Origin of the sequence: Streptomyces sp. NBC_01439, assembly GCF_036227605.1 — a bacterium.
Taxonomy (GTDB): domain Bacteria; phylum Actinomycetota; class Actinomycetes; order Streptomycetales; family Streptomycetaceae; genus Streptomyces.
This window is the reverse complement of the sequence record NZ_CP109487.1, coordinates 1847322-1868834: the sequence shown is the minus strand read 5'-3', so window position 1 is coordinate 1868834 and position 21513 is coordinate 1847322. Positions and strand designations below refer to the sequence as shown.

Annotated in this window: 13 protein-coding genes, 1 pseudogene and 1 CRISPR repeat array (1 of these 15 cut by a window edge); of the genes and pseudogenes, 7 read left to right on the top strand and 7 right to left on the bottom strand. The window is 70.5% G+C overall.

The features are described 5' to 3' along the window. Positions 1-32 precede the first annotated feature (32 nt). From OG207_RS08185 to OG207_RS08160, 6 genes and pseudogenes are all read left to right on the top strand, one after another. Entirely contained in the window at positions 33-1805 is a 1773-nt protein-coding gene (locus OG207_RS08185; RefSeq protein ID WP_329097258.1) for a serine/threonine-protein kinase, read from the top strand. Positions 1806-1921: 116 nt separating this feature from the next. Beyond that, positions 1922-3091, top strand: a complete 1170-nt coding sequence (locus tag OG207_RS08180) for an agmatine deiminase family protein (protein WP_329097257.1) — start codon at positions 1922-1924, stop codon at positions 3089-3091. Positions 3092-3213: 122 nt separating this feature from the next. Further along, entirely contained in the window at positions 3214-3795 is a 582-nt protein-coding gene (locus OG207_RS08175) for a TetR/AcrR family transcriptional regulator (RefSeq protein WP_329097255.1), read from the top strand. A 503-nt stretch (positions 3796-4298) separates the two neighbouring features. Next, positions 4299-4763 carry an urease subunit beta gene (locus OG207_RS44025; RefSeq protein ID WP_443072686.1) on the top strand — a complete coding sequence of 155 codons (465 nt, stop codon included), beginning with the start codon at positions 4299-4301 and terminating at the stop codon, positions 4761-4763. Positions 4764-5299: 536 nt separating this feature from the next. Continuing rightward, the gene (locus OG207_RS08165) at positions 5300-6313 is read left to right on the top strand and encodes an agmatine deiminase family protein (RefSeq protein WP_329097253.1); all 1014 of its coding nucleotides are present in this window, start codon (positions 5300-5302) and stop codon (positions 6311-6313) included. Between the two features lie 87 nt (positions 6314-6400). Then, positions 6401-9040: pseudogene (locus tag OG207_RS08160) on the top strand (agmatine deiminase family protein). Positions 9041-9822: 782 nt separating this feature from the next. Here OG207_RS08160 and cas2e read toward each other — a convergent pair. From cas2e to casA, 7 genes are read right to left on the bottom strand one after another with little or no spacing between them, the layout of a single operon-like run. After that, positions 9823-10170, bottom strand: a complete 348-nt coding sequence (gene cas2e / locus OG207_RS08155) for a type I-E CRISPR-associated endoribonuclease Cas2e (RefSeq protein WP_329097251.1) — start codon at positions 10168-10170, stop codon at positions 9823-9825. After that, entirely contained in the window at positions 10167-11132 is a 966-nt protein-coding gene (gene cas1e, locus OG207_RS08150; protein ID WP_329097249.1) for a type I-E CRISPR-associated endonuclease Cas1e, read from the bottom strand. The genes cas2e and cas1e overlap by 4 nt, the downstream gene beginning before the upstream one ends. A 3-nt stretch (positions 11133-11135) precedes the next feature. Next, the gene (cas6e, locus tag OG207_RS08145; RefSeq protein ID WP_329097247.1) at positions 11136-11840 is read right to left on the bottom strand and encodes a type I-E CRISPR-associated protein Cas6/Cse3/CasE; all 705 of its coding nucleotides are present in this window, start codon (positions 11838-11840) and stop codon (positions 11136-11138) included. Next, positions 11831-12589 (bottom strand): type I-E CRISPR-associated protein Cas5/CasD, encoded by a 759-nt coding sequence (gene cas5e / locus OG207_RS08140; RefSeq protein ID WP_329097245.1) that lies wholly within the window; start codon positions 12587-12589, stop codon positions 11831-11833. The genes cas6e and cas5e overlap by 10 nt, the downstream gene beginning before the upstream one ends. Next, positions 12586-13788, bottom strand: a complete 1203-nt coding sequence (cas7e, locus tag OG207_RS08135; RefSeq protein WP_329097243.1) for a type I-E CRISPR-associated protein Cas7/Cse4/CasC — start codon at positions 13786-13788, stop codon at positions 12586-12588. The genes cas5e and cas7e overlap by 4 nt, the downstream gene beginning before the upstream one ends. Continuing rightward, on the bottom strand, positions 13785-14576 hold the full coding sequence (gene casB, locus OG207_RS08130; protein WP_329097241.1) for a type I-E CRISPR-associated protein Cse2/CasB: 792 nt from the start codon (positions 14574-14576) through the stop codon (positions 13785-13787). Before casB ends, cas7e begins: the two co-directional genes overlap by 4 nt. Then, a complete protein-coding gene (gene casA / locus OG207_RS08125; RefSeq protein WP_329097239.1) occupies positions 14573-19141 on the bottom strand; it encodes a type I-E CRISPR-associated protein Cse1/CasA in 4569 nt (1522 codons plus the stop codon). Before casA ends, casB begins: the two co-directional genes overlap by 4 nt. A gap of 1257 nt (positions 19142-20398) precedes the next feature. Between casA and OG207_RS08115 the strand changes: the two genes are divergently transcribed. Further along, positions 20399-20566 (top strand): hypothetical protein, encoded by a 168-nt coding sequence (locus OG207_RS08115; protein ID WP_329108302.1) that lies wholly within the window; start codon positions 20399-20401, stop codon positions 20564-20566. A gap of 266 nt (positions 20567-20832) precedes the next feature. Then, positions 20833-21513: direct repeats of the CRISPR family, unit length 29 nt; unit sequence CTGCTCCCCGCGCCTGCGGGGATGAACCC; it runs 1249 nt beyond the window's last position.

Genomic DNA, 21513 nt, shown 5'->3' with positions numbered 1-21513 from the left:
GGTCATTGCCGCATCGTTGAAAGAGCCACCGCATGTTCGCTCAGCTTCCCGGCGTACAGTCCGCCCTCACGGCCCTGTCCGCCGACGACCCCCACGAGATCGGTGGCTACCGCCTCCACGCCCGGCTCGGCTCCGGCGGCATGGGGGTGGTCTACCTGGCGTACACGCCGGGCGGCCGCCCCATCGCCCTGAAGGCCGTCCGGCGGGAGTTCGCGGCGGACCCGGAGTTCCGCGAGCGCTTCGCCCAGGAGGTGGCGAGCGCGCGCCGGATCCACGGCCTCTTCACGGCGCAGGTGGTCGACTCGGGCGAGGACGACCACACCCCGTGGCTGGCCACGGCGTACGTGCCCGGCCCCTCGCTGCACCAGGTCGTGCAGCGGCACGGGCCGCTGCCGGTGCGCACGGTGCTGCTGCTCGTCGCCGGCATCGCCGAGGCCCTCCAGGAGATCCACCGGGTGGGCGTCGTCCACCGGGACCTCAAGCCGGCGAACGTGCTCATCGCGGGGGACGGGCCGCGGGTGATCGACTTCGGTATCGCGCGCGCCGCCGACGCCGCCGCGCTGACCGGCGTGGGCCTTCGGATCGGCACCGCCGCCTTCATGGCGCCGGAGCAGGCGCTGGGCCACCCGGTGACGCCGGCGACCGACGTGTTCGCGCTCGGGGCGCTCGCCGGGTTCGTGGCGGCCGGGGTCCCGCCCTTCGGGAACGGGCCGGAGTCCGGCGCCCTGTACCGGGTGGTCCACGAGCACCCGGACCTCGGCCGGATCCCGCCCGAGCTGCACGACCTGCTGTCGTGGTGCCTGGCCAAGTCCCCGCAGGACCGTCCCACGACCGCCGAACTGATCGCGGCCGTCCGCGCGCACCCCCTCGTGGGCCAGCGGCCGGAGTTCACCGACGGCTGGCTGCCCCGGCCGGTGCTGGAGGAGGTCGGGGGCCGGGCGGACGGCGGCCCGGCCGGGGAGTCCGCGGCCCCGGCCGGGGAGTCCGCGGCCCCGGCCGGCCCGTCCGCGGGGTCCGGCAGGCCTGGGCCGCCCGTGCCCGTACCCGTACGCGTACCGGAGCACCTCCAGGCGACCAGGGCGGCGGCCGCGCATCACGCCCCGGCCGCCGGGCGGGGCGGAACCATGCCGTACGCCCCGGCCCCGAGTCCGGCCCCCGCCCCGAGCCCGGCCCCCGCCCCGAGTCCGGTCCCGGTCCCGAGTCCGGCCCCGGTAGCCGCCGTGCCCCCGGTGGCCCCTGTGACCCCCGTGGCCCCTGCGCCCCCGGCGCGCCGTGAACGGCGGCGCGACCGGAGCCGGCTACCCGCGGTCGCCCTGGCCGCGGCGGCGCTCCTGGCCTGCGGAGGCGGTGCCTACTGGTTCGGCCTGCCCCCGGAGGAGGGCGACGCCCCCGCCGTGGAACCCACCGCCGCCCCGCCCCGACCGGCGGCCTCTGCGTACGTGCCCGGATACGCACAGGCCGAGCTGACCGCCCCGGATTCCGGTTACGAGTTCGACCTGCGCGCCGGGAAGGTGGTTCCCGTCGAGACGGCCGCCTGGTACCTCGCGCGCGACTCCGACGCCTTCCTGCTCCCCGAGGAGTCCGACGCCTTCGTAGCCGACGGAAGCGGAGAGCTGACCCCGGACGACTGTGCGCGGGGCATCGAGACCCGGCCCGTGACGACCCTGCCCTTCAAGGCGCTCGCGAAGGAGCGCCCCTTCTGCGTACGAAGCCCTGACCAGCGGGAAGTCGCGATCGTACGGCTCGTCGAGGCGACCTCTGCAGGGTCCGTGACGATCGCCGTCGACCACTTCCGCAAGAGCTGATCTCCGGAAGCGGAATCGGGTTCAGATGGCAGGTCCGACACGCAGGGAAGGTTGACTGAATTTTCAGTTAAGGCAAGGATGCCGTCCATCCCGCCCCTCCTCATCAGGGAGTCACCATGGATATGAACCCCCGCACCTCTCGCCGCCGAGTGCTCCAGTTCGGCGCGGCGGCCGTGCCGCTCGCGGCCCTCGGCTCCGCCCTCCCCCCGCTGGTGCAGACGGCCTCGGCCGCCCAGAACGGCACCGACATGCTCCGCATGCCCGCCGAGACCGACCGGCACATCCGGACGTACATGGCCTGGCCGGCCCTCTCCTCGGTGTGGGGCAGCGGCCTCTCGGCGGTGCGCAGGGACATCGCCGAGGTGGCCCACACGATCTCGCGCTACGAGCCGGTCGTGGTGCTGGCCCGCCCCGGCCAGGTCGCCGAGGCCCGCTACCAGTGCGGACTGGGCGCCTACTACGGCATCCAGGTCATCGACATCCCCAATGACGACCTCTGGATCAGGGACTTCGGCCCCACCTTCGTCGTCGCCCCGGGTGCCGTCGCCGGTGTGGATACCAACTTCAACGGCTGGGGCAAGGCCGGTACGAAGTTCGCGCAGCCCTTCGCCAACGACGCGGCGGCGGCCCGCACGCTCCTCGCCGAGTACGAGGTGAACCGGATCCGGGCCGGCTTCGTCGGCGAGGGCGGCTCGCTGGAGACCGACGGCGAGGGAACCCTGCTGGCCACGGTCAGTTCGATGGTGAACGCCAACCGGAACCCGGGCATGAGCCAGGCCCAGGTCGAGCAGGCCATGAAGACGGCGCTCGGCATCGACAAGGTGATCTGGGTGCCCGGCCTCGCCGGCGAGGACATCACCGACTGCCACATCGACTGCCTGGCCCGCTTCATCGGTCCCGGCCGCGTCATCCTCGACAAGCCCGGCCCCGTCGCGGACAAGAAGTGGGTGGCCGTCTACGAGGAGACCAAGCGGGCCCTGCAGAGCGCCACCGACGCCCGGGGCCGCCGCCTGTCCATCACCGAACTGCCCGGTCCGGACCGGCGCGAGATCACCGGCCGGGGCGACGAGTTCCTGTCCAGCTACACCAACTACTACACGGCCAACGGCGCGGTGATCGCGCCGCGGTTCGGTGACGGCCATGCCGACGGCGTCGCCTACGCCATCCTCCAGGCCGCCTACCCCGGTTACCGCGTCGAGCAGCTCCCGATCGACGGCATCGCCTCCGGTGGCGGCGGAATCCACTGCGCCACCCAGTCCCACCCGGCCGCGCCGCCGGCGCTCTGATGGCGGGGCCGCCCCGGCCGGCGCGGACGGACCCGCCCGCCGGGGCGGCCCGCGCGCCGTCCGGCACTGCTGGTGACGGGCCGCGTACGTACCCACCCGATCATCCCGGTAAGGTGCGGAGCATGTCGTCTCGTAGTACTCAGATCCTCGAAGCCGCCGCCCGGGTGATCGCCCGCCGCGGTGTACGCGGGCTGCGCGTGGAGGAACTCGCGGCGGAGGCCGGCGTCTCCACCGCCCTGATCTACTACCACTTCAAGGACCGTACGGGCGTACTGCGTCAGACGCTGGAGTTCATCAACGACCGCGCCGAGCGGTACACCACCGACCGCGATCCGGACGAGCCGCCGCTGACCCCGCGCGAAGAGCTGGAGGAGACCCTCCTGCTGGAGCTCCAGGACACCGTGGAGGTACGGGAGAACAGCTCGGCCTGGGGCGAACTGCGGGCGAGCGCCGTCTTCGACGAAGTCCTGCGCGAGGACCTGGCGCGGGCGACCCTGGTGTGGGTCCAGGAGGTGGCCGCGCTGCTGGGTCAGGTCCAGCCGATGGTGCCGGCATCCGCGCTGGCCGGGGCCGCCGAGCGGCTCACCGCCCTGCTGGAGGGGTTGAGCATGCGCTGGCTGAGCGGCGGCATCAAGATCGGCCACGCCCGCGAGCTGATGCGGGGCGCCATCGACGCCGAGCTTTCGGGTCTCGGGCAGAACTGACACCCGCGGGCCGGAGGCCGTTCCGCGACCCCCGGCCCGCCCCGGCCTTGCCCGGGTACTGCCCGGATGCCGCCCCACCCTTGGCCGTGGGCCCCGTGTACCCCCCGCCGGTCGCCGGTCGCCGGTCGCCGGTCGCCGGTCGCCGGTCCCGCACCCGACTCCGGCCCGACTCCCGCCCGACTCCCACGCGTTTCCTGCCCGACTCCCGGGATTCCTTGCGGATCCGGGTCCGTTGAGCCTCTTGACTGAATTTTCAGTCAATGCCAGAGTGAGGATTCCGAGCAGGGCGGAGCGAATCTCCCGCCCTTCGGACCGCCGACCGGCCCGTGCAACCTCACGGCCCGCCCCCGGCCCGCACTCCTCGACGTACTCCTCGATGCACCCCTGGAGGCGTCCCCGGCGCGCCACCGGCCATCGGCCGCCGCCCCGCGCACCACGCATTCGGACGGCGATGCCCCGGCCCCGGCCGTACCCTGGCCCGCCTTCTGGAGGAAGGAATGACCATGATGGTTTCGACCGGCCCTGCCGCCGGGCGGGACGGTCGGGGGACGTCATGCCCCGCCGTCGACCCGGCGCCCGTCCGGCACGCCCGGGGCCCGCGGCTCGACCCCGAGGCGACCGCCCCGATCGCGGACGCGGCGCGGGCGAGCGCCACCCCGCACTTCCCCTTCTCCTTCCCCTTCCCCTTCCCCTTCTTCGAGGTGAACCCGCGGTTCGACTTCGACCGGGCGGCGGCCCACGGGACGCGACCGGCGGTGGCCGCCGGTTCCTCCACCCGGTTCGAATCCGGTGCCACCGCCGAGGTCGGGCTGGTCCCCGTAGGGGGAGTCCGGATCGCGATCGGCTTGGCGGGCCCAGTCGGCGGGTCCCGGGTCGTACCCGGAGCCAAGGCGCTCGCCCTGGCGAGGGCGGCCGCCTGCGGCCACCTCGGCGTCACTGTCGGACACGAGGGCGGGGGTCGAGCGTGAGGAAGAAGACCTCGCACGGCGACCACTGCGCGCCGGGCGGCCGGCACATCGATCCGCACGCGTACGCGTTCCTGGCCGGATGGTGCTGAAGCCCGGCTTCCCGGCTCACGGGGCCGACCCCCCGGTCGGTGCGCACCGCCCGGCGCCCCCGACCTCTCGCTCGCCTTCGTCAGTCGCGCTGCCGCCCGATCGGGCCCCTCCGGGATCCCGGCCACCCGGCGCCGCCGGACCGTCGTGCGCGGTACGCCGTCCGTGGGCCGCCGTACGCGGTACGCGGTCCGCGCGGCACTCGACCGAAGGCGCGGTCGTCAGTGCCCGCCTCCGCGAGGTCGACGTGGACGCCCGGACCGGGCTCGTGACGCTGGACGGCGAGCCCCTGCGCTCCGCTCCGGCCTGGCAGGGCCCCCGACCCCCTCCACTTCCCCTAGTCGCTTCCTCCAGTCCTCCCGTGCTCCCACCCCTGTCCCACCTCTTCGCTCTTGACTGAATTTTCAGTCGAATGGAAGACTCCACCCACGCAAGAAATGAGACGTCTGATGACCGAATTCCGTATGCCCGCCGAGTGGTCCCAGCACGACGGCTGTCTGATGGCCTGGCCCACCCGCGAGGACCTGTGGGGCAGCGTGCTCGCCGACGTGAAGGAGGAGTACGCGAACGTCGCCCGCGCCATCGCCGCGTTCGAGCCCGTGACGATGGTCGCCCCGCCCGGCTTCGGCGAGGACGCCCGTACCCGGTGCGGCGACGGCGTCACCGTCATCGAGCTGCCGCTCGACGACTCCTGGTTCCGCGACTCCGCCCCCCTCTTCGTCCTCGACGGCAACGGCAACCGCGCCGGAGTGGACTTCCGCTTCAACGCCTGGGGCCGCAAGCACCACCCGTTCGACGCCGACGACCGGATCAGCGGCCTGCTGCTGGACCACCTCGGGGTCGACCGCATCCCCTCCGGCATGATCCTCGAGGGCGGGGCCGTCACCGTCGACGGCGAGGGCACCCTGATCACCACCGAGCAGTGCCTCCTGCACCCGAACCGCAACCCCGGCATGACCCGCGACCAGATCGAGGCCGAGCTCAAGGCCCGGCTCGGCGTCACCAAGGTCATCTGGCTCCCGTACGGCGGGCTGCTCGACACCGAGACCGACGGTCACGTCGACGGTGTCTGCGCCTTCGCCGCCCCGGGCACGGTCGTCATCTCCCTGCCCTCCGACCCGGACCACCCGGACCACGCCCGCATGCGCGCCAACCGTGCCGTGCTGGAGGCCACCACCGACGCCCGCGGCCGCCGCCTGGAGATCATCGAGGTGCCGCAGACCGCCTTCGCCGACCTGGCCGACGGCGAGATCGAGGTGTCGTACCTCAACTACTACGTCGCCAACGGCGGCGTCGTCGTCCCGGTGGCCGGAGTGCCCCAGGACGAGGAAGCCCTCGCCGTGATCGCCACGGCCTACCCGGGCCGCAAGGTCATCGGGGTACGGGCCCTCGCCATCGCGTTCGGCGGCGGCGGCGTCCACTGCATCACCCAGCAGATCCCCGCAGTGCGGACCACCGTCTGACCCGGGAAACCGGCCGCTCCCGGCGGACCGCTCCGGCGGTCCGCCCGCTCCTCCCCCCGCATCCCTCACGGAATAGAGAGCGCGACGATGACCACCACCCCGCCCCGCACCGGCAGACGCTTCCGCAGCCGGCGCGGCCGGCTCAGCCCCGTTTCCGCAGCCGCGACCGCCGCCCTGGCGTCCGTCTCCCTGCTCGCGGCCTGCTCCGGCCCGCCGAAGGAGAACGCCGGCGGTGTCACCGACGTCAAGCTGTCGGCCTCGACGCCCGAGGCCCGCGGCGACATCGACTCCTTCACCTGGGCCGTCTACGCCGAACCGCCCACCCTCGACTACACGGTGGCCTTCGACTACCCGCAGAACACCGTCCTGTCCAACGTGTGCGAGAGCCTGATGCGTTGGACCCCGGGCCTGACCACGGAGCCCGGTCTCGCCCAGAAGGCGTCCAACCCGGACCCCACCACCTGGGTCTACGACCTGCGACCCGGCGTCCGCTTCCACGACGGCAAGGAGATGACCGCCGACGACGTGGTCTTCAGCCTCGGTCGCCAGCGCGACCCCGACAACGCCGCCGCCTGGGCCCAGGTGTTCCAGAACGTCGCCTCGATCACCAAGAGCGGCCCGCTGCAGGTCACCGTCAAGCTCAACAAGCCCGACTCGCAGTTCCCCCAGTACATGGCCACCGCCGCCGGTGTGGTCGCCTCCAAGGCGGCCGTCGAGGCGGCCGGCAAGGACTACGGCACCACGGGCGGCCTCGGCTGCAGCGGCCCCTTCGAGCTCGGTACGTGGAACAAGGGCCAGTCGATCGAGCTGGAGCGCTTCGACGCCTACTGGGGCAAGAAGGCCAAGGCGAAGAAGGCCGTCTTCCGGGTCCTGACCGACCCCTCCGCCCGGACGAACGCCATGCTGAGCGGGGAGGCCGACGGCGGCTACCTGATACCCACCGAGAGCTACGCCCGCCTCAAGAGCAGCGGCACCGGCACCCTCTACTTCGGCGAGGGCCTGAGCACGGTCAACGTCAACGTCACCAACATGCAGGGCCCCCTCGGCGACGTCCGTGTTCGCCGTGCGCTGTCCCTGGCGCTGGACCGCTCCGGCTTCGTCAAGGCCGGCCTCGGCGGGGCGGGCACCGTCACCAACTCCCTCACCACCCGCGCCGCCTGGGCCGCCGCCCCCGAGCGCACCCTGAAGACCGCCTTCGACAGCCTGCCGCCCACCGGCCAGGACATCGAGAAGGCCAAGGCCCTGGTCAAGGAGGCCGGCGCCACCGGCAAGACGCTGACCGTGGCCACCAGTTCCATCGGCCAGGACGTCTCCCTCCTCGCCACCGCCCTCCAGGCGGCCGGCACGCAGATCGGCCTGGACATCCAGCTGAAGACGATCGCTCCGAACGCCTTCACCGCGCTGTTCACCGACCCCCAGGCGCGCGAGGGCATCGACATGTTCCCGCTCACCTACTACGACTCGATCACCGACCCGCTCGACCTGCTGCAGAACTTCAAGACCGGCGCGTACATGAACTTCGCCGGCTACAGCGACCCCGAGTACGACAAGCTCGTCGACGAGGCGAGCGCCGTCTACCCGGTCGAGCAGCGGGTGGACATCGAGGCCAAGCTGCAGCACCACGCCTCGGAACAGCTGCTGTGGATCCCGGTCGCCGAATGGCCCACCGCACTGTTCATGAACAAGCGGATCACCGGCGCCCCCACCACCATCTCGTACATGTACTTCCGCGTACCGATCGAGGACGTCCGGCACACCCGCACCTGGATGGCCTGGCCGGACTCCACCTCGATCTGGGGCAACACGCTCGGCGGCGTCCAGCAGGACATTGCGCTCATCGCACGGACCATCGCCAAGTACGAGCCGGTCTACGTCTGCGCCAACTCCGGCAGCGCGGCCAAGGCCCGCTCGATGTGCGGCTCCACCGTCACCGTCATCAGCGCCATCCCCGTCGACGACTGCTGGATGCGCGACACGGGACCCGTCTTCCGCACCAACGGATCCGGCGGGCTGGACGCCGTCGGCCTCAACTTCAACGGCTGGGGCAAGAAGCAGGCCCACTCCCGGGACAACCTGGTCGCCGGCCGGATCGCCTCATACGTCGGGGTCCCCTTCACCGCCGCCGCCCTGGTGGGCGAGGGCGGCGCGATCGAACAGGACGGCGCCGGCACCCTGATGGCCACCCGCAGCAGCCTGGTGAACAAGAACCGCAACCCCAACAAGACGCAGGCGCAGATCGAGGCCGCCATGCTCGCCGCCTACGGCGCCTCCAAGGTCATCTGGTTCGACGGGGTCAAGGGCCAGGACATCACCGACGACCACGTCGATGCGACCTCGCGCTTCCTCGCCCCCGGCCGCGCCGCCGTCCAGATGCCCCTGGCCTAGGACAACGACGTGTACGCCAAGGACGCCCGCCAGCAGTACCAGATCCTCTCCGCGTCCACCGCCGCCGACGGGACGCGCATGACGGTCGACCAGATCCAGGGCCCCGACTACAACAAGATCCGCTCCGCCAACCCGGACTTCCTGGCCTCCTACGCCAACTACTACCTGTGCAACGGCGCCGTCATCAGCGCCCACTTCGGCGACACCCGCGCCGACACCGCGGCGAAGGCCACCCTGGCCCGGCTCTACCCCGGCCGCACCATCGAGCAGCTCAACATCGACCGGCTCGGCACCGGGGGCGGCGGGATCCACTGCGTCACCCAGCAGCAGCCCGTCCCGTAACCGGCAGCCGCACACCACGGCGCAAGCTCTCCACGGGGCCGTTCCGAACCGATCCGGAACGGCCCTCCGCCGCTCCCGGGCACCGCTGCTCGTGGCCGAACTCCTGGCCCGGCGCCGCGCCGACCAATGCTCACAGGTCGCGGAGCCGCGCCGACTCACCGCGGGCTCCCGGTGCGAAGCCAACTTGCCGATCGACACGACGGTCACGTCGACGTCCGTACCAACTAACGCACCGGACCGGCTGCCCGCCAGGCCCCGGGAACATCCCCGCAGTCGCGGGGAGCAGCCGGTGAGCGACTTCACGGGACCCGGGAGGTCGGGAACATCCCTGCAGGCGCTGGGAGCAGAACGGCCACGATCTGTACCTGGCCAACAAGTGGGGATCATCCCCGCAGGTGCGGGGAGCAGTCGACCTCGGGCTGCGCGCGGGGCAACACGATGGGAACATCCCCGCAGGCGAGGCCCCTACCCGAGTTGAGAGCTTTCCGCGGAACATCCCCGCAGGCGCGGGGAGCAGTCCACCGCGAAGTACGGGCCCCGGAAGGTCGAGGGAACATCCCCGCAGGCGCGGGGAGCAGGGTGGTGAGCAATGCCTGCGGGAAAGGCTCGCGGAACATCCCCGCAGGCGCGGGGAGCAGTGGTCGAGGGTGAGCAGCTGGTCGGCGCCGATGGGAACATCCCCGCAGGCGCGGGGAGCAGGGTGGCTGACCTGGGGTTCTGGAGGCGGAGGCCTCGGGTTTGGCTTACTTTCGCTGGATCGGACATTTGGGGCTCTTGGTCTGTTATCCGTTTCCGAAGCGTCGTCGCTTCGCGGCCTTGCTCCAGCCTCGGGTCGTCGGTGAGGTGGTGGATGCGCGCTCGTTCGGGCGGTGGATCAGTGTGACGCCTTCGCGGTCGGTGGGATTCCACTTGTGGTCGTGCGTGTCGAAGGCGAAGCCCTGTTCGTTGTCCGAGCTGTACGCCAGCAGGGCTCGGCCGTTGCCCGCGTACTCGCAGACCTCGGCCCACAGCGTCTCGCGGATTCGTGCCGAGGGTCCGCCGATGAAGACGCCTGGGGAAATCTCAAGGAGCCAACGAGTGAGGAACCCTCGCAGACCGACGGGACAGTGGGTCAGGACGATCACCGTCACCAGGTCACCTCGTCTGCGTAGTTGCGGCCCGCCGGAACGACGACGTCACGGTCGGAACGGAGACCGACCCGGTCCGGGTTTTCCGCGGGGTCGGAGGGAGCCTCGGCTTCCGGACGCCCCACCAGGAGCAGCCCCTTGATGTCGTCGACGCAGCGGTCGAGCAGACGGGCTTTGTTGATCTTGTCCCGCAGAGCGCGCCGGGTACGGGAACCGACGTCCTCGGCGCTCTCGGCCGCTACGTCGAATGCGACCGGGATGCCGATCTCCGTCTTGTACAGGTCGGCCACGTCCAGGACGAACGACAGTTCGTGGCCCGAGTGCACGAAGCCGAGCCCGGGTGAACAGCCCATCGCCGCGACGACGGCGTGCGCGATCCCGTACATGCACTGGGCGGCCGCCGTCACCGCTTGGTTGGGGGCGTCGCCCGCGGTGAAGTCCCCGGGGACGTACTGCCGGCCGCGCCAGGGCACTCCCGTACGGTGTGCTTGGACGCGGTAGCAGTCCTTGACGCGGCGGCCCTCGTGTCCGAGGAGCTCCTGCCGGTTCAACCCTGCCGGATCCTCGTCCGGGAAGCGCAGCCGGTACATGGAGCGCGCCACCTCCAGGCGCGTCCGCCGGTTCGCCCACAGGGTGGCCTGGGCCTCCACAAGCGCGGCGGAGCGGTTGAGGGAACGGCCGCCGGCGTAGAAGCGGACGCCCTGTTCACCGACCCATGCAACGGCGGCACCGCTCTCGCCGAGCACGCTCATCGCTTGGTGGGTGATGCGGGTGCCGGGTCCGAGTAGCAGCGTGCCGATGGTCGCCGACGGGATGTGGGTGGTTCCGTCGGCGTCCTCGGCGGTGATGGCGTTGTCCTCGCGGTGGATCGTGCACCGCTCCAAATAGATGAAGGAGATGCGTTCCGCGACACGGGTGAGCTCGCGCGGGGACACGGCGCGGCGCTGAGCGATGCTGGTGGCCACGTCTCACGCGGCCTTGGCCAGGGTCATCAGACCGCACCCGTACGCCTTGGCCTTGCCGAGGCCCAGGGTGAGGGTCCGTCGGAGGGCGTCGGGGTCGGTCACCTCCAGGCGGCCATCGAAGGTGACGGTGACGAGAGGGACGCGGTTGGCCCGGCCTCCCACGGGGTCGGCCTTCTCGAAGCGGTGCCTGTGTTCATCGCGTACCGCGAGCTGGTACTCGTCGCCCTGCGGTAGCCGCCGTTGCTCGGGGGGAGTGGTCAGGATCCGGAAGCCGGCGGCTTCCTGCCGTGCGAGCAGCCATCCCATTTGATGCCGGGGACCCACGTGCGCCGTGCGCTTGGTGGGTTCGCCTTCCTTTCGGCGGATGTGGTGGACCGGGTTGGCGGTGAGGCGGAACGCCCAGGCGTCGCCCGTGCGGAGCCCAGCCAGGAAGGTTCCGTACTCGTAGGTCTCCCAGGCGGCGGTCGTGGGCCAGCCTGCCTGCTCCACCAGGTTTGTCAGGTCAGGGCGTTCCTCGCTGACGATGTACAGCAGGACCTCCGCCTTGGCGTTCCGGTCGAGCCGCCACAAGGGCCGTGGACGGTCTGTGTCGCTGGGCAGCGCGCCGGCGAAGGAGGACATCACGGCGGCGTGCAGGCGTTGGGGTGATGCGAGGAGGCTACGGGCACCGAGCCGAGCGGTGTTGATTCGGAAACGGGTCAGGTGCATCGGAGACCGTCCATCCGGGACAGCAGGGCCTCGGGCTCGTGACGAGGCACGGGTACGGGAGGGCGCCGGTTTCGGGCGGGCGGGTTGAAACGGGGGTTGGGTACGTCGATCGAGGTGGAGACCACGCTGCGCAGGGCGTAGCGGCGGTGGCGCGGGTCGAAGCTGATCGGCTGGTCCCTGAGCGTGTCGCCGAGGCGGCCGTCGGTCGTGTCGTCACCCAGGATGGTCAGGTTGACCGTGCGGTCGTGGCGGCGCTGTTGGCGGTACCAGTCGGACGCCTGCCACTCCTCCGCCTTCAGGGCCTCGACCGGATCGCCGACGTCCCTCGTGCCCAGGTCGAGGGGTCCCTGCGGCGGGCATGAGCGGCGGCCGAGGTAGGGGAGGTGGACGGGAGCCCGTACGGCGGCGTGCAGCGCGCGGATCAGGGCGTGATCGCCCCCGACTGCGGCGACGAACACTGCGTCGGCGAGGTAGAAGCGGTCCGACACCGGCATCGCCTTGTCGGTGTCCGCATGGCGGGCGGTCTGGAAGTCCCGCAGCCGGGTGCCCGGCTGGTCGATCCGTACGGCGAAGCGCAGTGCGGCGAGGTCCGTGAGGTTTGCGGTGCGGTCCCGTCCGAGGGCGGCGGCGAGCAGGCCGATGACGCCGCTCTTGGTGGGGGCGCTCTCCGTGGTGCGCCGGGCGAATCGTGCCGAGGCCCCCCACGACTGCAGGGGGCCTGCCAGACGCAGGGCCAGGACGGTGCTCATGCCCCCTTCCCCAGGCGTTCCGCGACGGCCCCGCCCACCGCGGTGACCAGCGGGCGAAGGTCGACGGGGGTTCCGAGCGGGACCAGGTCGTCGGTGTGCTCGCCGACGCGCAGGATCCAGGTGCGGTCGGCGGTGGCCCCGAAGGCCTTCTCGACCGCGGGGACGTGGTCCGCCAACGCCTTGCAGGCGGCGCGGACGTGCCCTTCACCAGTGTCCTGTTGAACGACGGGCTTCTCGAAGGCCCCCACGAAGCTGACGGGACGGGAGGAACGGAGCTTGACGATCACGGCGTCCGGGAGGGTGTGATTGCCGAAGGTGTTGGCCTTGCCGGTGGGCATCGACATCACGAAACCCTCGATGAAGGCCTCTACCGCCCTGCGCACCGGTTCGCCGGTGCGTTCGCCGTCCGCGAGGCCGGCATCGAGGTTCCGCGCCAGCAGGTCCACGTCCACGGCGGCGTAGCGGTACAGCGTGGCCGAGTTGAAATCGACCGTGCCGATCATTCCGGCGCCGGGCTCAGCGCTGGTGTTCCTGTCGTCCACGGCCGTGAAGTAGTCCGACTCCATGTCCACGGCGTGCACGCTGAGGGCATGGGCGACTTGGGCCGCGGCGTCGACGTTGATGTCCGAGGCGTCTGCCACCATACGGCCGAAGAGCGCGATGTCGACCGAGTGACGGGTGGAAGCGATCTGCTTGGCCCGCGCCTTGACGTCTTTGTCCTTCACGAACACCTTGGGCTCGGTGCCCCTGCCGATGCCCTCGACGGCCAGCTTCGCCAGCCCGTCGAGTTGGTGTGCGCTCAGGAAGAGCAGGTAGGAGGACTGGGGGGCCAGTGGCTCGTCGTCCTTGGGGTCCTTCCCTGCGGATTTCCGGCTGGGTGTCTCGCTTTTGGCGCCGGTAGCCGTCTGAAGCAGCTCGGCTGCCATCGGCCACACGTGTTCGGGCGTCAGCGAGGGTTCGAGGGCCGTGATCCGCGTCGTCAGAGCATCGACCACCTTCTTCGTCCGGACTCCCAGCTCGGCCGGATCCAGCAAGTCGTCGAAGGCCTTGCGAGTGGCACGCTTCCATGCCTGGCTGGAGACCCTGGAGCGGCGTACACCACCGTAGACGGCACTCTTGGGGGCCCCGGTGTCGTCTCGGTTGATGTTGCTCGGCGGGACGGTCTGCAGGATGTGTACGTCGAGGATGGTGCGGCTCACTCGTTTTCCCTCATCTCGTTCGCTGCGGTCTCAAGCTGCACGACGGGAACGTCTCCGTCCTTCGCCGTTCTGGGATTCGGGGCACGGTACGCGTGGAAGCTGCGTCCCCAGGCCTGACGGACCTGACCGGGGCCGCCGGGCCGCTGCCATTGGTCGAGCTGCTCGGCGAGCAGGCCGTAATCGAGGGGGACCTCCGCCGCGCGCAGCAAGGTCACCAGGTCCCGCAGCCTCTGGGCCAGCACATCGAGGCTGCTGGCGGTTCCCGCGCGTACGAGTCGCTTGCGGACGGGATCGTCCGCATCGGTCCCCGACATCAGCCGGCGTACGGCCGTTCCCAGGGACGGTCCGCCGGCCACGTGCATGCCCCTGGACCGGTTGGACTGTTGGTGCACGGCCCACAGGGTGACGGCGGCGTGCGCGGAGCGCTCGGCCCGGAGGGTCTCGGCTTCACCGGCGGGCCGCCCCCGCCGGGCGAGGTACGCCGTGTGGAAGGCCTCGACGCCGACCATCCCCCATAGGTCCGGTGTCTCCGTCGGCTGACGGCCTACGCCCCGCCGCAGGCGCGCGAGGGCTTGCACGGAATGGGCGCGGTCAGCGGGATCGATGTACCCGCTCTGCAGAGTCCGGATGTGCCGGCTGACGGCCAGACGGAGGGGGCCGGACTCTTCGACCGATGCCGATGCCGATGCCGATGCCGATGCCGATGCCGATGCCGATGCCGGTGCCGGCGTCGGTGGCGCGTCTCGCGACTGGTCGGGAGCCGGGACCGGAGGCGCGTTGTCGGTCATGGGGACACTCCTTCGCTGATGCCGGCCCCCTCAGGGGCCGGCACAGGGTCGTGGCGCAGTGGGAACGCCCTGTTGAGCCGAGCGCGGAACACCCGCTCGGAGGCGGCGTTGTCCAGCCAGCCGTTCTCACCCGAGGCAGCCAGTTGCCGGTCAGCCGTCTCCCGCAGGATCCGGTGGGCCGCCATCTGCCACGCCCTTCGGGCCGCCCCCGGATCGATCGCCGTGCCCAGGCCGGCCAACCACTGTCGGTAGGGGCCGTCCAGTAGGCCGAAGCCCAGGTCCCGGGCCGTCCCACGTGGTGCTTCGGGATCCCGGCCCGCGGCCTTGGCGAGGTCGGCCGCCAGGTCACCCAGGGCCCGCACCCCGGCGTTGCTGTCCTCGACAGCCCCCAGTGCCTCGGTCGCGTACCGCTGGTCCTGCTCGTGGAGCAGGATGACCGACATCGTGAGGCCGTCGTCGACGATCTCGTCGATGACCGACTGCTGGGTGCCGTACGCCGCACCGATCAGACGGGGTCTGATGAGCGTGTCCTGAGGCAGCAGACGTTCGTAGGTGAGCTCGGCGACCCATTTGAGCACCCCCGCCCGCAGTTGGTCGGCCGGCTCGGCTCGCTGCCCCGGACCTTGCTCGGCCTCGGACATGAGCAGCGACGCGAGGCCGCGCCACGCGGCGCGAGTCGGGTCGTGCTCGCGGGGCATGTAGACCGGTGTGCGGCCCAGCTTCTTCTCCTGGGGCCGGCTGCGCCGCCAGCCGCTCATCGGCTCGTACACGTGCTTGTCGGGCGCAGACAGAGGATCGCCGTACGACAGGACGACGCCGAGGACGGCACGACCGTCGTGGTGCAGGCGGATGCGTCGCGATTGCCAGGTGTACAGGTCCCGCGGGCCGGTGGGCCGGGACTCCAGGCCCTGCTGCACATCCGGCCCGCACTGTTCCCGGCGCCAGGCCGGCCTGTCGTCCTTGTCCACGGTGACCGCGTGCGCTTCGGACGCCACCAGGTTGAGCAGCAGGGTCTGTCGGAGGCTGTCGCCCTCGACGAAGACGCCGCCCAGGTTGCCCGCCCACCCGACTCCTTGCGGGTAGCCCTTGCCGCCCTTGACCCGGGGGTCTCCCACGGCACCCGACTTGATGCCGGACGTGTCGAAGGCGTGGGCATGTACGACCCATCGTGCCGCCTCCGCGAACGAGAGCTGCTCGACGCCGGGTTGGCGCATCGTGAAGAAGGGGTCGCCGTTGGGGACATCGGCGACGATGCGGTTCAGCGAGGTGACCTCGTCCTTCTGCGTCCTCAGGCCGGCCACCTGGAAGAACGGCCGAGTGGGGTGAAGGAGGTCGAACCTGTCGCGGTGACGGTCGAGATAGGCCGGGATGCCGGCGAACGGCTCCGGGCTGTCGTGCAGCTCCTGCCAGGCATCGAGGTCCTCAGGCCCGTCCACGGCATCGTGCAGGATCGCCAGCAGGAGCCTCAGCAGGGCGAAATCCTGCGACGGTACGTCCCCCACCAGTCTTCGCACCTCGCCGGCGCGTACGAAGACTTCCTTCAAGGAGAGCTCCGTTGCGGTGCCGTCGCCTAACTGGACGGGTAACCAAGGGCGGGAGACCAAGTCGAAACCGGGCACACCTTTCACCAACCTCACGTCCTTGGCCCCGGCCGGGTTGATCTCCAGCCCGTCGGCCACGCTGTAGTTCACTTCGAAGCCTGCCAGCCGGGTCTGACAATCCTCGTCGAGGACGAGGACCAGTTCGCCGGCCAGCCAATGGCACTCCGGTGTCTGCCACGCTCGGGGCCCGAATCTCTCGAGCTCCTCGATGGCGCGGTCGATCACTCGAGGCTTCGAGAAGTGGTACGGAAGGCGCAGGGCGCTGGCCGCGACTGCACGGGCCGTGCGAGGGGGTGGTACCGAGTCGACCGGCACGTCCAGCCCGCCGCGCCCCCGGTCGAGCCAGGGCAATGTCGCGTACGTGCCGTCGTCGCGCCGCTGGATGACGAGGACTTCCAGGCTCTCGTCGCTGTCCCGCACCTGGGCGCGCCCGGCCCGGGTGTCGTCCGCGTCGCCCACGTCGGCGTCGATCCAGCCCACCAGGGACCGCCCCGGCTTGCGGACCTCGGCGATCCGGAACACCTGCGCGGCGCGTTGCTGCTTGGCGACGGCGATTTCGTGCTCTTCGGCGGCGGCGGCCATCGCATCGGCCCAGTCGTCCCGGGGTGCACGGAGGCGGTCCGCGTAGGCGGTCTGCACGAGTGTGCTGATGTCATCCGGAAGTACGACCGGCCGTGCCTTCCAATACGGGAGGAGTACGGCGAGGGAGCGCAGCAGGGTGTGTCGACCGTAGACCGACACCGAACCGTTGACCGGCGCCGGAGGCGTCGCCTCCCAGTCGACGCCCGTGACCAGACACCGCGGCACCCGCAGACGAGGCGGGCGGTCGGCCTGGCCCAGGCCGCGCTGGTGCCGGTGGAGCCGCCCCAACCGCTGTAGGACGAGATCGACGGGAGCGAGGTCGGTGACCAGGATGTCGAAGTCGATGTCGAGCGAAGCCTCGGCGACCTGGCTGGCGACGACGACGTGCGGCCCCGTCGGCCGCGAACCCGTAGGGCCGAACCCGGTCACGAGCCGGTCGTCGTTGCGCGCCCGGTCCAGGTCGAGAAACCGGGAGTGGGCGACCGTCACCGCCCCTTCACCGAACCGTTCGCGCAGGACCTCCGCCGCCTGGAGGACGCGGTCGACGGTGTTGCGCACGACCAACGCGCAGCCGCCATCGCCCAATTCCTCCCACAATCGGTCCGAGAGAACGCCCAGGTCGTCACCGAGCTGCTCCACCACGACTTCTGTACGGCGGTCCGCGGCTGCTGGCGGTGCGCTGACGACAGAATTCCGGCCGGGGGTGATCATGCTGATCAGCGGGTAGGAGACGGCGGCCTCCAGTTCAGGACGGGGATCCGCTGTGCCTGCGTAGGCCTCGGCCAGCTGCCGGCGGCGCCCCGAGGGCAAGGTGGCGGACAGCATGACGACGGGCACCTTGTACGCCCCGAGCCAGGACAGCACGCGTTCCAAGTACTCGTTCATGTAGGCGTCGTACGCGTGGACCTCGTCGATCACGACGACTTTCCCGGCGAGAGCGAGGTGCCGAAGGGCCAGGTGCCGGCTCTTCAGCCCGGCGAACAGCAACTGGTCGATGGTGCCGACGACGAAGGGCGCGAGCATTCCCTTCTTCCGGCCCCGGAGCCATTGATGGGCGACGAGCTGACCCGGGGCGGCGCACACGTCTTCGCGACGCGAGGACGCGACACAGGACACCGCGTCGAGGTCGACCGCGGCAACGGTGCGGGCGCCGGCCCGCATGTCCCTCGCGAAGTCGTCGTTGAGCGAACCCTTGGAGTGGGCGAGGAAGACCGTCAGGTCCACGTCCCCCGGTAGACGCTCCAACCACCGACGCACGCGCCCGTACATCGCGTTCGACGTGGCACGGGTCGGGAGCGCGACGAAACACCCCCCGGCCCCCGAACGCGAGGCGAAGACCTCCGCCACGGCGAACGCGGCCTCCGTCTTCCCCTCGCCCATCGGCGCTTCGATGATCATCAAGCCGGGCGCATCCGACTCCTGGGCGACCCGGACCGCTTCCTCCTGCAAGGGCCGGACGGACGGCAGACCGAATCGCGTGGCGAAGAGCTTCTGCGCCGTACCCTCCGTACCCTCTGGAGCCTTCGTACCCTCCGGACCCTCCGTGCTTTTTGGAGTCTCCGTACCCTCCATTGACCAGGGGCGTGGAAGACCGATACCGCGCCACGCGGCATCGATCCGGTCGGCCTCGTCCCGGTGTTGGTCCTCAGGGAAGAGGAGGAAGAGATTCGGATTGCTGGCGATCCAGTCGGCGACGATCACCACGGCGGACAGGATGGCCTGGACGGGCTGCGACAACTTCACGCCCTGCCACAGGGAACTCCGCTCCCGCATTCCGTACGCAGCCGCACAGGCATCGAGGAGCTCGGTTTGTACCGCACGCCAAAGCCCCTCACTGGAACCCGGCGTCCGCAAGAGCTCGCTGTGCCGGCGCAGATCATGGAACTGCTCGTGCGTCGGAGGGACCCCGTGATGCCCGCCCACCGGTACCGCGAACGCCATGACGTTACGGGGCGGCCAACCCTGCCGCTCCAGCCACTCCTCCAGGAGTACCTGCCCCGCCAGACCGTGCGGCGCACGGCTTCGCGTGGTCCCGAGCTGCTCGCGGGTGGGCATCTTCAGCCCGCGATCGCTCATTCGGCCGGCAAGCACATCGACCTGGCAGGCAAAGGCCGGTGTCGCCTTTCCGATGTCGTGCACGGCGGCGAGCCAGACGGCGAGCGTCTTCGCGTCCTCGGGGCCGCCGGGCAGGTCACCGGCCACGAGTTCGCGCACCTGACGCGGAACCCACGCGTCCCACAACCGTCCCGCCACGGCCGCGGAATCGGCCATGTGACGCCACAACGGGAGCCACTTCTCAGTCTTCCGGTCGTGCTTGGCCCACACCACGCGCGCCTCGGACGTGAGCTGCGCACTCCAGTGCGGCGTTGTGCTGCCCTGCATCGAACCCTTCCCCAGAGCGCTGTTCGCGCTCTTTGCGCTCTTTGCGCTCTTCGTGCTGCTCGCTGTCGACCGACCGTGCCATGGCGCCCCGCAGGGACGGTCCCGGAGCCCTGTTCGAACACCGGGACCCATGAACGGGTGGCGCCCTACTGTGTGCTGGCCACGGCTTCTACGCGATCCCTCGCCGGAGTGAAGTGCGGACGACCGCCAGCACGATCACGATCACCACAGTGAGCCGGACGCCGACATCCACGGGCAGCTGAGCAGCTGAGACCCTCCCCCTCCTGCCAGTACGGCGACGAGAACGGGCAGCAGCCACGACTGTGGCTGCTGCCCGCTACTGACCTGGGGGTCCATGGGAGGTAACACGAGAACGCCCCTTCAGGAGTGTTCGGGCCGGACCCGACACGTCGCGCGAGGACACGGGTTCGGCCTGAGCTGTTGCGTCTGACTGGACGGAGTCATGAGGTCGTGAAGCTCCGTCAGGAGCGGCACGTTACACGAACGGCGATGCGTGCAAGTGGGCTTCTACTGAAAGGCCTTGTGCGGCTCCGACCTGAACAAGGAGAGTTCCAAGTCGCCTTGAAACCCTGCCCTGCGATCGGTTGTGTCCCTCTGCCCCCCAGAGGTAGGGGGCAGGGGTCGAGGGCCCCCTCGACCAGTGCACGCACAGGGGTCATCCCTGCAGGGCAGGGAGCAGGATGACCGGCCCGAGCTGTCGGCCACGAGCATGCGGGACCAAGCCGGCGGTAGGTGCCGGCCGCAGCAGCCGTCGTGCACAGACCGGCCCCGGCTCCACGGCGCGCCGCCACGATCGCCTTCTCCGTCAGGCCGTGTCCGACCGGTCGTGGATCGCTGGGGCGCGAGCGACGTGGTGCGGCAATGATGTGTGCACGTTCTAAGAACATCCCGGTGAGTGTGGCCAGCAGGACGACGATGCGTTCACTGGCAGCGAGTCGGGCTCCTGCGTTCTCCGGTACCGCCCGGTGCACACCCGTCTGAACATCGGTTGGCTGAAAGCCAGCGGGTCGCACTCGGCGCCGTCGCCACGATGTTCGTGGAGAAGCTGAAGGCTGTTAAGGAGGCCCAGCGGATGGACGTCCGTCTCGACGTAGACCCGCTCGTCGTATTGGTCGCCACCGCACCGAAGCCTTTCGGTCGGTTTGCCGTTCTCTTCGCTTCGTTGCGGCGTCGGTAGATCTCCCAGTCGAGCCCTACGGGGCGGCCGCCTGTCGTCCACCGGTACATGCTCGACAAGTGCATCGAATCGCCCACACCTACATCCAGCCGGGCTCCTTGCACTTCAACGCCAAGGTTGAACGCTTACGACGCATCGACGCAGAGGAGTCCCACTGCATGCTCGCCGCTGTCATTGTCGACGATACTGGCGCCCTGAACGACGAACTCCGTGAGTGGGAGGACTGATGCAACCATCACTGCCCAGCGGCGCTCTCGACGGCCCGACATCGTACGAACGCCTTCAAGTAGAAGGCCCAGACCCCGATGCAGCCAAGTTCCGGAAGGCGCAGAGTGGTCGGGGGCGTGTCGTGAGCCTGCTGGCCTTCTTCGGCTCTGAAGCGTTTGAGATGAGCGCGTTACGTGTGACAGTTGCCCTAATGCCCGGAGTGTCGGTTTCTCGGGAAGTGCTGCAAAGCGGCCCGCGACCGCCATAAAGTGCCAGGTCAGCCAGTCTGCTCCCCGCGCCTGCGGGGATGAACCCTCGCCGACGAGGAGCAGGAGGAGCGCGGCTGCCTGCTCCCCGCGCCTGCGGGGATGAACCCGCAGGTACGTCATCACAGATCACCTCCTCACCCTGCTCCCCGCGCCTGCGGGGATGAACCTGTGCCCGACTCGTCTCCCCGAGTACGTCTCATCTGCTCCCCGCGCCTGCGGGGATGAACCCTCGAAATCGCGGGGATGGTCGTAAGCCGGTACCTGCTCCCCGCGCCTGCGGGGATGAACCCCCCATGTCGGCGATGAACTGGGCGGCGATCTCCTGCTCCCCGCGCCTGCGGGGATGAACCCTCGTCGCCGCCGTCGGCCGCCACGTCGACGCCCTGCTCCCCGCGCCTGCGGGGATGAACCCATGCTGAACGAGGCGACGCATGCGCTGCGCCGCTGCTCCCCGCGCCTGCGGGGATGAACCCCGCCCACCCGTGCCCGTCGACCGCCCGCACACCTGCTCCCCGCGCCTGCGGGGATGAACCCGCGATTGAGCATCTCAACGTATTGATCGTGAGCTGCTCCCCGCGCCTGCGGGGATGAACCCCCCGTCATGCCGACGCCCAGGAGGAGAACGCCCTGCTCCCCGCGCCTGCGGGGATGAACCCGTCCAGGAGCTCCACCAGCGCCTGGCCCGCCTGCTGCTCCCC

Bases quoted from the DNA above. Each gene is read 5' to 3' on its own strand.
- cas5e (WP_329097245.1), bottom strand. From the start codon at position 12,589: ATGAGCACCGTCCTGGCCCTGCGTCTGGCAGGCCCCCTGCAGTCGTGG.
- OG207_RS08165 (WP_329097253.1), top strand. From the start codon at position 5,300: ATGACCGAATTCCGTATGCCCGCCGAGTGGTCCCAGCACGACGGCTGT.
- OG207_RS08175 (WP_329097255.1), top strand. From the start codon at position 3,214: ATGTCGTCTCGTAGTACTCAGATCCTCGAAGCCGCCGCCCGGGTGATC.
- OG207_RS08185 (WP_329097258.1), top strand. From the start codon at position 33: ATGTTCGCTCAGCTTCCCGGCGTACAGTCCGCCCTCACGGCCCTGTCC.
- cas6e (WP_329097247.1), bottom strand. From the start codon at position 11,840: ATGCACCTGACCCGTTTCCGAATCAACACCGCTCGGCTCGGTGCCCGT.
- casA (WP_329097239.1), bottom strand. From the start codon at position 19,141: ATGCAGGGCAGCACAACGCCGCACTGGAGTGCGCAGCTCACGTCCGAG.
- OG207_RS08180 (WP_329097257.1), top strand. From the start codon at position 1,922: ATGGATATGAACCCCCGCACCTCTCGCCGCCGAGTGCTCCAGTTCGGC.
- casB (WP_329097241.1), bottom strand. From the start codon at position 14,576: ATGACCGACAACGCGCCTCCGGTCCCGGCTCCCGACCAGTCGCGAGAC.
- OG207_RS44025 (WP_443072686.1), top strand. From the start codon at position 4,299: ATGATGGTTTCGACCGGCCCTGCCGCCGGGCGGGACGGTCGGGGGACG.